The 15028-nt window shown below is 40.7% G+C and carries 18 protein-coding genes; 6 read left to right on the top strand and 12 right to left on the bottom strand.

All coding sequences use genetic code 11. The features are described 5' to 3' along the window. Positions 1 to 97: 97 nt before the first annotated feature. From B4U37_RS03700 to B4U37_RS03680, 4 genes are all read right to left on the bottom strand, one after another. Positions 98 to 802, bottom strand: coding sequence for a hypothetical protein (locus B4U37_RS03700; protein WP_088017133.1), 705 nt, complete (start codon positions 800 to 802; stop codon positions 98 to 100). 449 nt (positions 803 to 1251) lie between these two features. Then, positions 1252 to 1560 (bottom strand): hypothetical protein, encoded by a 309-nt coding sequence (locus B4U37_RS03690; RefSeq protein WP_088017131.1) that lies wholly within the window; start codon positions 1558 to 1560, stop codon positions 1252 to 1254. A 40-nt stretch (positions 1561 to 1600) separates the two neighbouring features. Next, complete coding sequence (locus tag B4U37_RS03685; protein ID WP_088017130.1) at positions 1601 to 1909, bottom strand: hypothetical protein; 309 nt, start codon at positions 1907 to 1909, stop codon at positions 1601 to 1603. Between the two features lie 50 nt (positions 1910 to 1959). Then, positions 1960 to 3636 carry a ribonuclease YeeF family protein gene (locus B4U37_RS03680; RefSeq protein WP_198317078.1) on the bottom strand — a complete coding sequence of 559 codons (1677 nt, stop codon included), beginning with the start codon at positions 3634 to 3636 and terminating at the stop codon, positions 1960 to 1962. Positions 3637 to 4036: 400 nt separating this feature from the next. On the opposite strand from B4U37_RS03680, the gene B4U37_RS03675 reads away from it, so the two are divergent. Next, entirely contained in the window at positions 4037 to 4603 is a 567-nt protein-coding gene (locus tag B4U37_RS03675; RefSeq protein ID WP_088017128.1) for a GNAT family N-acetyltransferase, read from the top strand. A gap of 65 nt (positions 4604 to 4668) precedes the next feature. Here the strand turns inward: B4U37_RS03675 and B4U37_RS03670 are convergent, their stop codons facing one another. Then, entirely contained in the window at positions 4669 to 4851 is a 183-nt protein-coding gene (locus B4U37_RS03670; protein ID WP_088017127.1) for a hypothetical protein, read from the bottom strand. 380 nt (positions 4852 to 5231) lie between these two features. Between B4U37_RS03670 and B4U37_RS03665 the strand changes: the two genes are divergently transcribed. Continuing rightward, positions 5232 to 5783 (top strand): C1q-like domain-containing protein, encoded by a 552-nt coding sequence (locus B4U37_RS03665; RefSeq protein WP_148966082.1) that lies wholly within the window; start codon positions 5232 to 5234, stop codon positions 5781 to 5783. A gap of 128 nt (positions 5784 to 5911) precedes the next feature. Here B4U37_RS03665 and B4U37_RS03660 read toward each other — a convergent pair whose 3' ends face one another. The 3 genes from B4U37_RS03660 to B4U37_RS03650 are packed head-to-tail and all read right to left on the bottom strand — an operon-like array spanning position 5912 to position 8884. Then, on the bottom strand, positions 5912 to 6268 hold the full coding sequence (locus B4U37_RS03660) for a YxeA family protein (RefSeq protein ID WP_088017126.1): 357 nt from the start codon (positions 6266 to 6268) through the stop codon (positions 5912 to 5914). After that, complete coding sequence (locus tag B4U37_RS03655; protein ID WP_088017125.1) at positions 6268 to 8130, bottom strand: ABC transporter permease; 1863 nt, start codon at positions 8128 to 8130, stop codon at positions 6268 to 6270. The genes B4U37_RS03660 and B4U37_RS03655 overlap by 1 nt, the downstream gene beginning before the upstream one ends. Then, positions 8117 to 8884, bottom strand: coding sequence for an ABC transporter ATP-binding protein (locus B4U37_RS03650; protein ID WP_088017124.1), 768 nt, complete (start codon positions 8882 to 8884; stop codon positions 8117 to 8119). Before B4U37_RS03650 ends, B4U37_RS03655 begins: the two co-directional genes overlap by 14 nt. 192 nt (positions 8885 to 9076) lie before the next feature. Here B4U37_RS03650 and B4U37_RS03645 point away from each other — a divergent pair, with 192 nt between their 5' ends. The 3 genes from B4U37_RS03645 (at position 9077) to B4U37_RS03635 (ending at position 12225) form a co-directional block, all read left to right on the top strand. Further along, complete coding sequence (locus tag B4U37_RS03645) at positions 9077 to 9787, top strand: response regulator transcription factor (RefSeq protein ID WP_088017123.1); 711 nt, start codon at positions 9077 to 9079, stop codon at positions 9785 to 9787. A gap of 10 nt (positions 9788 to 9797) precedes the next feature. Beyond that, complete coding sequence (locus tag B4U37_RS03640; RefSeq protein ID WP_088017122.1) at positions 9798 to 11174, top strand: sensor histidine kinase; 1377 nt, start codon at positions 9798 to 9800, stop codon at positions 11172 to 11174. A 181-nt stretch (positions 11175 to 11355) separates the two neighbouring features. Next, the gene (locus B4U37_RS03635; RefSeq protein ID WP_088017121.1) at positions 11356 to 12225 is read left to right on the top strand and encodes a cation diffusion facilitator family transporter; all 870 of its coding nucleotides are present in this window, start codon (positions 11356 to 11358) and stop codon (positions 12223 to 12225) included. Between the two features lie 104 nt (positions 12226 to 12329). On the opposite strand, the gene B4U37_RS03630 is transcribed toward B4U37_RS03635, so the two are convergent. The 4 genes from B4U37_RS03630 to B4U37_RS03615 all read right to left on the bottom strand — a co-directional run bounded on the left by B4U37_RS03630 (position 12330) and on the right by B4U37_RS03615 (position 14377). Next, entirely contained in the window at positions 12330 to 12899 is a 570-nt protein-coding gene (locus B4U37_RS03630; protein WP_088017120.1) for an SdpI family protein, read from the bottom strand. Further along, positions 12896 to 13174 carry an autorepressor SdpR family transcription factor gene (locus B4U37_RS03625; RefSeq protein WP_187442453.1) on the bottom strand — a complete coding sequence of 93 codons (279 nt, stop codon included), beginning with the start codon at positions 13172 to 13174 and terminating at the stop codon, positions 12896 to 12898. The genes B4U37_RS03630 and B4U37_RS03625 overlap by 4 nt, the downstream gene beginning before the upstream one ends. Positions 13175 to 13339: 165 nt before the next feature. Then, the gene (locus tag B4U37_RS03620; protein ID WP_088017118.1) at positions 13340 to 13753 is read right to left on the bottom strand and encodes a VOC family protein; all 414 of its coding nucleotides are present in this window, start codon (positions 13751 to 13753) and stop codon (positions 13340 to 13342) included. 201 nt (positions 13754 to 13954) lie between these two features. Continuing rightward, a complete protein-coding gene (locus B4U37_RS03615) occupies positions 13955 to 14377 on the bottom strand; it encodes an Lrp/AsnC family transcriptional regulator (RefSeq protein ID WP_088017117.1) in 423 nt (140 codons plus the stop codon). A gap of 155 nt (positions 14378 to 14532) precedes the next feature. Between B4U37_RS03615 and B4U37_RS03610 the strand changes: the two genes are divergently transcribed. Next, positions 14533 to 14976, top strand: coding sequence for a GNAT family N-acetyltransferase (locus tag B4U37_RS03610; RefSeq protein ID WP_088017116.1), 444 nt, complete (start codon positions 14533 to 14535; stop codon positions 14974 to 14976). Positions 14977 to 15028: the final 52 nt, after the last annotated feature.

Here is a 15028-nt window from a genome sequence, read left to right as displayed (position 1 = left end):
AAAACGACCCCGCCTAAAAATCTACGGAGTCGCACTTAGTGATAGAGACAGACACGCCAGCCCCCAACCGGGTCGGCGTACCTGTCCCTAAAACTCATTATTCAAACAAATCCCCAAACGAAAACGGTGCAATGATCAAATTATCCTCATTGTTTTCGATAAACCATGTCTGCTCCCCACTACTAATATACAACAGGGCACCAATGGCTACCTGCTCCCCAAGACGATAATCATACAACGAATTCAACTTGCCTTTCTTCGCCACAAGCACGTCTAAAAAATGCGGATCAAACAAACTGGACTCTTCTGCAGTAAGCTCCCTACCAGCCAACAATTTGTCCACAACCTTTTCAAACTGTGGCTCCTTCACAGAAAATGCCTGACCTTCCACTCGATTAAAACTCAGGTCCATCAACCTGCCCAGTTTCTGCTCATCCGACTCACCAAACAACTTGAAGACACGATTATCATACAATGATTGTTGAACAGTAAAATCCTTATCACAAAATAACGACACCGTACTGGCACCTTCATCAGTAGCAATTTGACAGCGAATAATACGTTTAACCTTTGTCAGGCCCATCAAAAAGTTCTGGAACTGTTCATCCACCTTTTCTTGACTACCGTCCACCAACAATAACCCTTTGGAGATCAGGCCGCTTGTCGCACTATCCAGCCGACACTCCAATAGTTGATCGGAAATATCACCGAACACCTCATCCTTGATTGAAGCTGCCACTTCCGCCCCATCAAGCAATAAAAGCGATAATATGTATTCTTCCGCAGTTAGAGTATACGTCATATGAGTAACTCCTTTCTTTTTCAGGCTCGTTGAATAGTTTTCATTTAACGAATCCAAACTCAATTACCTAATATCCTCTAAATAACCAAACACTATAAAGCTAACGATTGATAACATAAATATTAATATTGTGTATAAGATTAATAGCACTCTGGCAATAAACCAATTATACCGCTCATATATACTGCTTGCCGCCCATTGAGTCAAACCTATTATAGGAAAAGATAAGATATCCAGAAGGCCGTCATGAGTAATCCATCGATAAAAGCCAATTCCTGCAGATTTGCTAAGTATATATAAGAGGGCAAACAGGACATTAAATAATAAAAATGCAGCGAGGGCAAATAAGATAGTTCCAATTAGTTCCACTGGTTTTTAATCACCCCACAACGCTACCTTTATGAATTTTTGCTATCAGCTATTAATTTTTCAAAATATCTAAACTTTAATTACATCCGATCTGTAAAATAACCAAACATGCTAAAGCAAAGTAATGAAAGAATTAATATAAATATGGCATAAAAAACCATGAAAACTCTTGCCACAAACCAATTATATCGCTCATATAAACTATTAGCCGCCCATTGAGTTAACCCAAATAACGGGGCAAAGGAAACCACCAAAAAATCTAAACTAAAAGTAATCCAACGGTATAATCCATTTCCTGCTGATCTACTTAGTATATATAAGAGAGCAAAGATAAAATTTAATAATATAAATGCCCCCAGAGAACCAAAAGAAACCGCAAGAATTTGCATTATCTTCTAACACCCTTAAAGACTAACTTTGTATACTCAATCACTGCATATCCGCAAAATGCCCAAATGCTATAAAGCAAACAATTGCTAAAACAAATACTAAAATGGCGTATAAGAATAGTAGCACCCTTGCTACAAACCAATTAAATCGCCCATATGTGCTGCTGGCAATTAACTGAGTCAACCCAAATAGAGGAGCAGATAGGATCATCAGGAACTCAAGGTCATGAGTAATCCAGCGATAAAAGCCGTTTCCTGCTTTTTTGCTAAGTGTATATAAGAGGGCAAAAAGGAAATTAAATAATAAAAATGTTCCTAGTATCCCAAAAATAGTTGCAATAACTCCCATTACGTATCTAGCATCCCTTAACACTACCTTTTTATATTTTTATAATTAGTTTAACCCATCCAACCGAACAATGAATCTTTTGCATCACTTAGTGCATTTTTTGCTCCATCCAGTGCATCTTTGGCTTTTTCCTTAACATCATGAATTTTTTCGCCAACGGCAGCACCAGCATCACTTGCCCATTTATTAGTGTACTTTGAGGCCCATTCGCCGACTGTGGCCCCTATGGCACTACCGATTACAGCTCCTGCTGCAGCTCCAAATGGTGCAAACGGACCAGAAAGTAGACCTCCAATTGCTGCCCCAGCGTAAGCCCCGACAGCTGCGCCAGTTACATTACCTGCTACTTTGTTAACCTCTTCTGCAACCACTCGTCCGCGTACATTATATTTTTCCTTACCTTGCAAGCCGTCTCCTTCGCTCCACCTGTCGCTTATACTAGTAACCGCAGAGTAGGTGCCAACTATTGCAGCTCCGACACCTGAGGCCTTTGCCGCCACTTTCTTAAAGGCTTCCTTTGGAATGACCATTTCTCGTGAGGAGTGTTTAACTATCTTATTTTTAACATTTTCATGGAGAGACCGGTTTTGCGTTGCTAACTTCCAAACACCGCCCTTTACCTTCTGACTCGCAGTTCTAGGATCCTTAAATTCCTTGCGCTTTAAAACACTCGCCTTTTGAGCTTTTAGTGTTTTCTCTATATTTCTATAGCTTTTCGATGTTCTATTAAACTTTTGAATGAGCTTCCTTGTCCATTCAGGCCCAATTTTCCCTTTAAGAAAGTGCAAAACCTTCCTATTATACTTAAACGTATAATGATTCTTCTTCTTGGTGTATTCAATACGAAGAAGATTAGACTTATGCGCTGCCACTAACACCGCAAGAGGAGCGAAGGAATCAAAGGCGCCATCCTTAATGGCATGGAAAAGGCTTTTAGACTCACCTTCCGTACCCGGTCCATCCGCACTCATATTACTTTCATGCGACAACAATAAATTCAGTGCACGTTCGCTAATCGAATTCCCATTCAGCGCCGTACCCGAAGCACTACCAGGTGCATTCACCCCAGCCCCCACCGCTTCATTCGCCAACTTCTCCAGCAACGAACCCGATTCGTACCCGCTAATGCTGATTTTTTTCGCAGTGAACATGGAATTAATCTGCTCAATATAACCGGATGCAACCTGGCTACTCTCTGAAACAGCATCTAGTTTCCTGGTTTGCTCCTGATCAAATACATGCAGTTTCTCGAGCGTTTGATCAACATCCTTTTCGGCCACCCGGACCTGATCGACAAAACCATCTTCCCTTAAGTTTGGCAAGGAAACAATGTCGCTTACAGAATAGAGAACCTGATTTGTTTCATTTGCTAAATCTGTTGTCATTCGCCTTGCATTATCCAGTGCGCGCGGCAAATCGTTTTGCAAAAAGCTTTCATTAATATAGCCTGAACTTGATGGTTCAACCGACTGGAGAGCACTTTTCATTCCATTTAACGTGTTCTTGAATTCATCAAGCACGGATAGATAGTAGGTCAAAAATGGAATATGGCAGTCCTGATAAAATGCTCGAATTGCCTGTCCACCTTGCCCCTTCAAGGCATCTTCCAGACCAACTATCCCCATGACATCATTATGTATCTTTTCCACTGCTTCCTTCTGCAACTCCAACTTTTCAAGCATGGACTGAAGTTCCATATGAAGCGATTCTACTTCTAAAATTTTCATTTCGCAATCACCACCCACGTTCATTTATAAACAGTTAGTTTAATTTTACCAATTTGCCAACTTGTTTAGAATAGGTGTTATGGTTTATGTTTTATCTAGATAGCAAGCTCCTACTCCAAAATCTGTAACTTTTCTCCCATCTCAATACACGGAATTCCACGTTTTCACACAACATTCGCTCTAGTATACTTCCTTTTTTTCACATTCCCAATTTATGAAAAGCTGAAACTCTAAATTTTCCCATCATATTTTGTCAAATGGCATTTATATGACCCCAAATGGACTATATAATGAAAAAGTGGCTTATAAATCAAAAACTTGGACTATAAAACAAAAAGTTGGATTATAAATCAAAAACTTGGACTATAAAATAGATAAAGCACCCTGAGGAGATGTTACATTGACCACAAAAGAGGGAAGATTCGAGTGTTTTTCAGAAACTGATAGATTATTAATAAGACCGTTAAACAAAAACGACTATCAAAACTGGTTAAATGAATATGAAAACCGGTTACCCTCCCAACATCGTCATGATGAAGGAAAATTGGATATGAGTATTTGTACAATGGAATGGTTTCACAACCTTGTTGATAAGCATCAAGAGTTGGGCGTATCAGACAGTGCTCATATATTTGGTGTGTTTAGAAAAAATGATGGGACGCACATAGGTATGATTGATTTTTCCACTCTTGCAAGAGATGATTTCCATTGGGGAAGGATAGGATATACGATACATAATCAGTATTGGAGATTAGGTTACGGCAGAGAAGCAGTAAATGCAGCCCTATCCATCGCTTTTCAACAATTGAACTTCCACCGGATAGAAGCCCACATTAACTTGGATAATACTCCTTCTGTAAAATTAGCAGAAAGTGTTGGCATGGAATTTGAATGTGTTCGGAAAGGCTTTATATATGAGAATGACGAGTGGACCGACCATTTAGTTTATTATAAGAACGCTAATTAAGGAAAAAGCTTTCATTCCTAAACGAACTAGGAATGAAAGCTTTTCTTCTTACAAAGGAACGGCCATTAATTCATTCCGTTCCATTCCCCTTGATTCTTAGAGGACTTTTCTTTTTTGGCTTTCTCTTTATGAGCTTGGTTAGCTGCCGCACTTCCTAATTCCTTAGAAAATTCAGCGTCTGTTTGGCTTGCGTCAAAGCCTTTTTTATTCTTTTGTTCCGCATCTGTTTTGCCGTTTCTTTTCGCCATGGTAAGTATCCCTCCTTTTTTCGTTTTCGATCTTAGTATGAAAAAGATAAGAGAAATTATACCGACGTCGTAGGGACAGGCACCCCGCCCCACTTCCCTACCATTCAAAATGGGGCAGCGTGCTTGTCCGTGGCCACTGAAAAACTGATTTCATATAGTGCTTGTTGATTTCGAGCTGTGGATTGGAGCAAATGGCGAAGACTCCAGCGGGGGAGTAACGACAATGTTAAGACCCCGCAGGGCGCAGCCCGAGGAGGCTCAAAGTTCCCAGCGGAAAGCGAAGCCATTTGCGGAAATCAACAGCGGTGTCTATACCCTCAACCCAATCAAATCTATCACCGCATGCATATATTAATAGAAACGATAAGGAGGTGAGAAAATTGAAATACTATCATTACAAGAGTGATGAAACGCCCGCTACTGCTTCTTTCCACCATCATAAAAAAGACTCTAAAGACATTACCATCAACGTAAAATGCGGTGAAGGTGGTCGAGACCGCATGACACCAGCATTCCGCGCACTAAAAACAGGCATTCAACCACTAGTAGCAGGTCAATCAAGTAAAATCACGTTTGAAGAAGAGCAGTTCGATATCGGTAACATCTACAACTCTACTAACTCTACGTTTGTACCTCGTGAAAGTGGAGTCTATTATGTAGCAGCAAGCTTTACCTTTGCACCAGAAGAAAATGTTCCGTATCGAACAAGAGCAGACATTGTCGTAAACGGCATCACCGTTCAAGTCGATAATGATTACTGGGATCAACTAACAAACCTTAACGTCGTCAATGTTTCAGCCGTCCTCCAACTGCAAGCTGGAGACCTCGTTGAAATTTTCGGCCAAAGCACTACCGACGGTGACATCGAACCCGACATCGAAATTCCAAACTTCGGATTCAGCTCCAATTTCGAAGCATTTAAGGTGTCATAGGGAAAGGCACGCCGCACCGAACTGGGTCACCATGACCCACATCCATCCCCTTCACCACAAAAAAAGACGGTACCTCCGCATCCATGTCTTCCATGGAGCGAAGTACCGTCACTTCTTTTACTGTCCACTCACGCCCCTCCCCCAACAGCTCTCTGGTAGACCTCATAGGTAACTTCGTCGTATGAGGTTACGTTGTCTTCATTTGTTAGGTATAGCATGAGGTAGGCTTCTTCACGCAGTTCCTTACTAGCGGAGAATTCTACTTCTATCATCCTTCCGTCTTCATGATATGCGGGCAATGTGTACCAGTAGGTTGTCATAATTTCACCGGAATCCAACTTCATTTCCTCCACAGAAGTGGGCTTTGTAATTTGAACATATGCATTATCTTTTGCTAGTCTATTGAAATCAATGTTTGACAAGACAAGGACGATTCCAACAAGAAGAACGAACATACCACTAACAAAAATTATGAATTTTTTCATCAAGATTCCCCCATATAGTGTTGTTGAATAGTTTTATTAAAGCCTCTAACAGTCACAAAATAGTAAATGGTATAGATGGCGGTGTATGCAAGCATCCAAAGGACAACAGGAACCCGCAGATCCATCATGAACAGCTTGGAAAATGCCGCCAGGGCAACCCCACCGTGGAGCAGACCTAACACGAGCGGTGCCGTAAAGATAACCGCCACTTGATTGCGAACGGTGCGTTTTCGTTCCCGGGTTGAAACCCCAAGCTTATGAAGCATCGCATACTTTTCTTTATCTTCTTCTGCCTCTGTCATCATTTTGAAAAAGATGATACTTCCTGTCGCTACTAGGAATACCAATCCTAAAAAGCTTCCTACAAACAGGAGCGAGCCAAATGCTTCAATTGACTCTTTATAATCCTTTGTGGCACTAGAGAAATTTCCGGAAACAGCTGAAGCCTCTAATTTCTCTGACAAAGCTAGTTGATTTTTGTAATCCTCAACCTGCACCGCTTGAAAAGTTCGCTCATCAGAGTCGATGCTACTATACTCTTCATCTGTTACTACAATAGTAATGCTTCCAAAGGAAAAGGTATTTAATAATGCTTTGTCGTATTGCTTGACGATTGTATGCTTTTTTTCATCAATGACAACCGATTCTTGTTTGATGGACCACCTTTCATCATAAAAGGCGTCAATCATCAGGATTTCGCCTTCCTTGATGGTATGCAGGTCGCTCCACTCAAGATAGCCTGCAACCTTTTCAAACGTAGACTGATTGATGACCGAATATTCCCTTTCATACCCGTCCTCTGTTACACGTATCGCTTTAATTGTGATGGTATCTTCATGCTCGATTACACCGGCATCAATCGAAATTGGATCACCCTCCCACATAAAGGTGAACGGTGCATTTTCCAGGACGCTTTTTTCCGCATTATAGTAAATGCCAAAGACCGCTCCACCTGCAGTAATGGTGGTGGCACTTAATATGGCGATGATCGTAAGAGTCTTGGCATTTCCACGGATTCTGTAGAGCAGCTGTGAGACAGTCATCAGATTAAGCCCTTTCCAAGCCCAAGACTCCCTCTTTTGTAAGAAGGATAATATATACACCAGGACACTATGGAAAATAAGACCAGACCCAATGACGGTCAAAGCGATAATAACGATCGGCATTGCTAGTCCAAGAGTACGCCATGCTTCTGATGTCATAAGATCCTGAAGAGCAAGCCAGTACGCTCCAGCTAAAGCACCAATTCCCAATATTGCTGGAATAATTCGTGCCTTTGGTATCTCCTCTCCCTTTTTTTCAGCATGAAAGAGATCAATAAGTTTAAATTGATACATAACACGATATCCTTGCAACGATGTAAATAGAAAAATAACGAAGAACACCAACAACGTGTTCAGTACAGCATCCATCGAAAACGCGAAACCGACAAACATGTCCGTATTCATTAATTTCATCAAAATCGACAGCAGGACACGGGAAAGTAAAAAGCCGAGTCCGATTCCGACTACTAGCGACAATACGCCTATCACCATGTTTTCAAAAAAGAGCAAAAATCCAATTGAACGTTTGCGTACACCCAATAATGAATAGAGGGCTACTTCCTTTTTTCTCTTTTTCATAAAAAATGAATTGGAATAAATAATAAAGATGGCCACAAATATCATCAAGACAAATGCTGAGGCACTCATGATTCCTTGGATTTGCTTTGATGTTTCTGCAAGGGCACTAATGTCCCCGCTATATTTAAGCGTCACAAATGTAAAGTAGATGACGATGGAAAAGATGGTGGTACCAATATAAAGGGCATAGCTCTTTACATTGCGTTGGATATTCTTTAATGCTAAATCAAATAACGTCATGGACGTCACCGCCTAATGTAGCGAGCTCGCTTAATATATGTTGAAAAAACTCCTTACGCGACTTCGTACCGCGATATAGCTCCTTAGACAATTCACCATCTTTTATGAACAAAATTCTGCGACAATAGCTGGCTGCATACGCATCATGCGTCACCATCATGATAGTCGTCTCCTGTTCTTCATTCAGATTACTTAAGCTTGTGAGTAAATCCGAAGCAGACTTGGAATCAAGCGCACCTGTTGGTTCATCTGCAAAGATTAGCTTAGGATTTGTCACAAGAGCACGACTTGCGGCAGTCCTTTGCTTTTGCCCGCCTGACAGCTGATAAGGATATTTATCTAATAAGGAAGAAATACCAAATGTATCTGCCATCGCCTCTACCCTTTTCTTTATTTCGGCTACCGGCTTTTTTGCAATCGCTAATGGCAGCAAAATATTTTCCTTTACTGTTAGGGAATCAAGCAGATGGTAGTCCTGAAAAATGAACCCCAGATGATCACGACGGAAATCGGCTAGTGATTCATCCTTCAGCTTTGAAATATTTTCTTCTCCAAGGAAGATATCTCCCTTGGTCGGAGAATCAATTGTCGCCAAGACGTTTAACAATGTGGATTTCCCAGCACCAGACGGACCCATCACCCCAACAAACTCCCCAGGATGAATCTCAAATGAGATATCCTGAAGCGCGTTAAAGGTATTTGTTCCCTTGCCATATATTTTTTGTACTTTATCTACCACTAATAATGGTTCCATTTATATGCACCTCTTTCTTTCGTATGTCCATACTATACCGGGCCAACCTTACATCAAAATCAACGGTACCTTACAAAATCCTTAAATTAGGTAAAACAGGTGGAAAAGACATACATTTAGTTCAGGCATTGATTTATACTAGTAGAAATGAGATTGGTGGATCAATAAAAGTTAAAGGAGGTGACTGGCATAATGGACAAACCACGAATATTAATAGTGGATGATGAAAAGGATTTATGTACATTAATTAAAACTGCTCTGATAAAAGAAGGATTTTCTGAAATAAGAATAGCTGGGACGGTTAATCAGGGGTGGAACGAGTTCAACGACTTCCATCCTAACATCGTCATTCTGGATGTCATGTTACCTGATGGTGAGGGGTATGATTTATGCAAAAAAATACGGGAGATTTCGCGGGTACCTGTGTTATTTTTATCAGCCAAAACAGAAGAAGTCGATAAAATTTTGGGGCTTGCAATTGGCGGCGATGATTATATTTCAAAACCATTCAGCCCAAAGGAAGTGGCGTTTCGAGTAAAGGCTCAGCTTCGACGTGCAGGCTACAGCACGGTTGGTGCATCAACTTCCAACAAAAATGAAAAGGTGATTTCCGTTGGTTTCTTTTCCATCAATCAGGAGGAAACAGAAGTGATGAAAGATGGGAAGATGCTAGAATTGACCGCCAAGGAAGTTGGGTTAATGGCATGCTTCATGAGAAATCCAAATCATATTATTAGTAAAGAGACACTTTTTAATAAAGTGTGGGGGGAAGAATTTTACGGTGCAGACAATACATTAACGGTACATATCAGACGTTTACGTGAAAAAATAGAGGATACACCGTCCAAGCCAACTTATATCATTACTGTAAAAGGGCTTGGTTATCGATTCATCCCAAAGTAGGTGAGCACTTGTGAAATGGAAACTGACCGGACGTTATTTAGTATCTGTACTCATCATTGTCTTTATTGTAATAATCATTAACACCGTCATTCTTATTGGGATGTTCATTCAGCAACAAGGTCAAGGAATGGATGATGTTTCAAGCGATTCCGGAGAGGTGTTTTCCCGTCATTTCAATAAGTACTTAGTGATGGAAAACGGGCAGCCTGCCGTATCGGAAGAAGGGATTGAAGCTTTGCAATCTTTTGGTGCATGGATTCAAATCCTTGATACCAACGGGCATGTCGTCACCTCTGCCTTAGCTCCCGAAAATGCGCCTGAACACTATAGTCCCTTGGAACTTATTCATATTTATAAATACATGGATAATGAGTTTGTCACATATTTTATTGGTGAGTTTGAACCCTATGACTATCTAGTCGGAGTTCCAGACTCTAAAGAGCAACGTGTCGTCTTCATGCTTGAAGCTGAATCTATTTTCGCTTTTCTTTCTAAATCCTTACTTGTCATTCTTATTGTTGACCTGATCATTGCATCTATTGTAGGGTTACTGTTCAGTTCTATATTAACAAAGCCTATAACAAGACTGATCGACCGTATAACACAACTGAAAAAGCGCAATTTTTCCGTATGGGAAATGAAGAAAATGGGGATTTTCAAGCCTGTATTCACCAACCTGAATGATGTATCCAAGACTCTCCAAGCCCATGAAAATGAACGAACAAAGCTCGAGAAATTGAGAGATGATTGGATCAGCAACGTTTCTCATGATTTAAAAACACCACTTGCTTCCATAAGAGGTTATGCAGAATTACTCCGCTATCAGGATTTAACACCAGAAGAGCGGTTGGAATATGCAGAAGTAATCGAACGTCAATCCATCTATATGAAGGATTTGCTTGATGACTTTAATCTCACAACAAGACTGAGGAATCAAGAGATGCCTCTAGATTTAGAGGAAACACGGATCGAGAGCTTTGTAAGAGAGATTGTAATTGACCTATTGAATGACCCTCAATTCAGCAAATACCATATTTCTTTTGAGAGTAGTTCACCAGAATCAAACTGGAAAATGGATCGCCATTTAATGAAGAGGGCGATACTTAACTTTATTTATAATGCCCTCATTCATAATGAAGATGATATTGAAGTGAGCATACAAGTTATGTCAGACGGCATCCTGATTTCCGATACCGGAAAAGGAATCCCATCACACGACTTAGAGCATATTTTTGAGCGATATTACCGCGGTACAAACACCCAAAACATTCGTGGCACCGGACTCGGAATGGCCATCGCAAGAGATATCGTCGAAGCACATGGCGGAAAAGTCACCATAACAAGTGAGCTTGGTTGCGGAACAACCGTTAAGGTACTGATGAGTTAGTAGGGACAGGCACGGCGACCCACGAGTGGGTCAGCGTGCCTGTCCCTACACCCCAAATTTTTCCCTCATTCAACTTATTTGCAATCCTCCCATTCATATACCGCAGGGCAAAAAGGTTGCTCTAGACCCACTCGATTCCCGCTTGCTATTATATGTAAGTGCAAATCAGGGAGGAAAACCAATGGAACAAGAAAAATATAATAATCTTAAACTAGGTGAACGCGGAGCTATCATCAGCATTATTGCATACATATGTTTGTCCATTTTGAAGTTGGCGGTTGGGTTTATGACGAACTCCGCTGCCTTAAAAGCAGATGGACTTAACAATACAACCGATATCATCGCATCTCTTGCAGTTCTCATAGGACTTAAACTCTCACAAAGACCTCCAGATAAAGATCATGGTTATGGCCATTGGAAAAGTGAGACCATTGCCGCTATGATTGCTTCTTTTATTATGGCAGCAGTCGGAATTCAAGTGGTCTTAGATGCTTTTCGCACTATGTTTGAAGGAGGCAATGAAGCCCCAGATGTGATGGCAGCATATGTTGCTGTTTTTTCCGCTGTTGTCATGTACTTGGTATACCGCTATAACAAGAAGCTTGCTTTAAAAATTCAAAGTAAGTCCGTGATGGCCGCGGCAAAAGATAATATCTCCGACGCGTGGGTTAGTATAGGGGCTGCGATTGGGATAGTCGGCTCTCAACTAAATATGCCTTGGTTAGACACGGTGACTGCCATTATTGTTGGTTTGTTGATCTGCCAAACTGCATGGGGAATTTTTCGTGAAGCTTCCCATGAGCTATCTGATGGGTTTGATGAAGAGAAGATTCAACACTACCGAACTATCATCCTACAACTTGACGGGGTAAAAGGTGTGAAAGAAATCCGAGGACGTAACTACGGAAACAACGAAGTGATAGACGTCGTCATTCTGGTAAAATCCACCCTGGATATTGTCGAGGCACATGATATTGCAACTCGTGTGGAAACAATTTTAATGAAGGAACATAGTGTTCATGATGTGCATGTACATGTGGAACCAAACTAAAGGGCTGAGGGGACAGGCACGCTGACCCATTTTGCTTAAGCAGAAGGGCCAGGCGTTTCGTCCTACTATAAACGAGTCGAGCAACCTGTCCCTTTAACTCTTTTTTATGAAGTCCGAATCGCAAAGTATACCGCTGTAAGTAACGTACAAGCCAAAACAGTCAAAAACCCAATCAAAATGAGATGCTGCGGAAGGAAAGTGCACAATAACATCGCAAGTCCCCCAATAATTAGCGGACGCGAGAAAGGTCGCAATCCTTTGTTCCAAACGTTATGAGTTGATTGTGTGTATTCCGAGGATGCAGGAGGAGTCTCTAGTTGAAATCTTGGAAGTGTATTGGCAGTGGCAATTAGTACAAGTCCCACACCAAGTGGAACAAGCATCATGATAGGAAATCCACTATCCATGAGATAAAATACCAAGCCACTATGAATGATGGTCAGAACAAGAATCAATACAAAAAATATACTTTCCAATCCTTTTCGATACCGTTCAAATTCACTCTGTTTAGGTATTGCCAAAAAGCTGATGATAACCAAACCCATCGCAAATGGAATGCTAAATAAGGTAACAACCATCCCTTCAGCCGCTGCATCCATTCCACCACTAAACAATACAAAAATGCTCACAGCAAAAGAAACGACAACTAACATAAACATACCCAGCTTTTTCATCTTTCATTTTCCCCCTTTGATGGTGACTGAAATTGAACAACCCACTTCAGCACCTCTTGAAATACAGTTGCATTTAACGAATAGTACACATACTGCCCCCTTTTCACTGCGTAAACTAAATCTGCATTTTTAAGTACAGACAAATGCTGCGAAATCCCAGCTTTACTCATCTCAAAATGGTCTGCAATCTCACCTGCAGTTAAATCTCCCTCCTTCAAAAGATCCAATATTTTTCTTCTGTTTTCATCAGATAACGCTTTAAACAATCCATTGATGCCCAACTACTTGACCTCCACCTTAAGTATTTAAGTAATTACTTAACTAATTAAATTATAAACAACTGGTTTTTATTGTCAAGGGAAAGAATTATAGGGAAAGGCACCTGGAATGTTTCCACAACAAAAAAATGCCTTCAGATTACGAAGACATTCTATTAAATATTAATTTTCATAATTCAATTGCCAGTGCACGCCAAATTTATCTGTGACTTGCCCGTAAAGCTTGCTCCAGAAGGTTTCTTGCAGTTCCATGTCTACTTTGCCGCCTTCTTTCAATTGTTCAAACCATGAAGTTAAGTCATCTGTGTTGTGACTTACCAAAGCCAGTGTAACATTGTTGCCTTGAATATATTCTTGCCCTGGGAAGGTATCGGAGAACATCACATTGCTTCCATCTATAGAGAGACGGGTATGCATGATGCGTTCTTTCGCCTCCTCTGGAAGAGGATAATCCGGATGTTGCGGGCTTTCGCCAAAAGTCATAATCTGCGGTGCCTCTGCTTGAAATACCTTTGCATAAAATTCAACCGCTTCTCTACAATTCCCATCAAATACAAGATAAACATCTACAGACAAACTCTTCACCCCTAGTATTTATTGTATACCATTCTATTTTATCCGAAAATACTAGTAATAAATACTTCTACTAATCCCTTTTTCCAATAAATAATCCATCTCCCCTACCAAATATCCTTTTAGCTAGACTTCCATAAAACAACAATAGATGAGAGAGAAGTGAAACGTACACTATAAACAGGTCATGGAACCTGTCCCCATCTACACCACCGGTTTAAACTCCACCACAGAAGACAACTTAATCAAAGTAGACGGCTCACCAAACGGCAAAGTCGCATCAATGAATTCCTCGAGCTCTTTAACCGATTCCCCCACTACTTTCACCAAATAACTATACTGACCTGCCAGTCGATGGCACTCCACCACAACCGGATGCTCCCTGCAAAGGTCTCTAAACTTCTTCCCTTGTTTGGTATCAAAGAGAATAAAGGCTGTCACATTCTTATCAAGTTTCTCGGGATCCACAATCGCTCTGTACCCCATTATCACCTCTTTATCTTCAAGCTTTTTCACCCGTTCATTGGTTGCCGGCGTGGAAAGCCCAACCCTCTTACCCAGTTCTGTCATCGACATTCTAGCATTTTCTTGAAGATGACGAAGAATACTTTGATCTATCTCATCCATGCTACTTCCCATCCTACCTTTTAAAATTAAAGTAATATTCTATTATTATAATAAAATTACAAGCCAATTGAATGAAATACCTTCAAATGATTATGTAAATATCGCCACCAAATCGATAAAATAGAACTAATCTAAAGCAAGGGAGATAACAAAAAATGGAGATCTATCAAGCTACCATAAAAGATTTAGAAGCTGTTGCCCAATTATTTAATAGGTATCGCACTTTCTATCAACAAACAACTGATCTAGATGGAGCGAAGGCTTTTATAAAGAGTCGCTTAGAAAACGAGGATTCCGTTATATTCATAGCAAAATCTAACCACGAATACGTCGGGTTCACCCAACTCTATCCCACCTTTTCATCCATTTCAATGAAACGAGCGTGGATCTTAAATGACATGTTTGTAGATGCTAAGGCGAGAAAACAAGGAGTCGGGGAACAACTTTTACAGAAAGCAAAGGAGTTTGCTAGTGAGACAGGTGCTAAAAGTATAACGTTGGAAACAACACCTGATAATGAAGCAGCTCAGCGCTTATATGAGAAAAATGGATACAAGAGAGATGAGGAGTTTTACCACTATAATTTAGAACTTGTGTAGAGGGGACAGATTCCTCGACCCACAAATATCCAGCAATCGAGGGAATACCCTC

This window comes from Sutcliffiella horikoshii, assembly GCF_002157855.1.
Taxonomy (GTDB): Bacteria; Bacillota; Bacilli; order Bacillales; family Bacillaceae_I; genus Sutcliffiella_A; species Sutcliffiella_A horikoshii_C.
The sequence above is the reverse complement of the archived record's forward strand: the minus strand, read 5'-3'. Positions and strand labels throughout refer to the sequence as shown.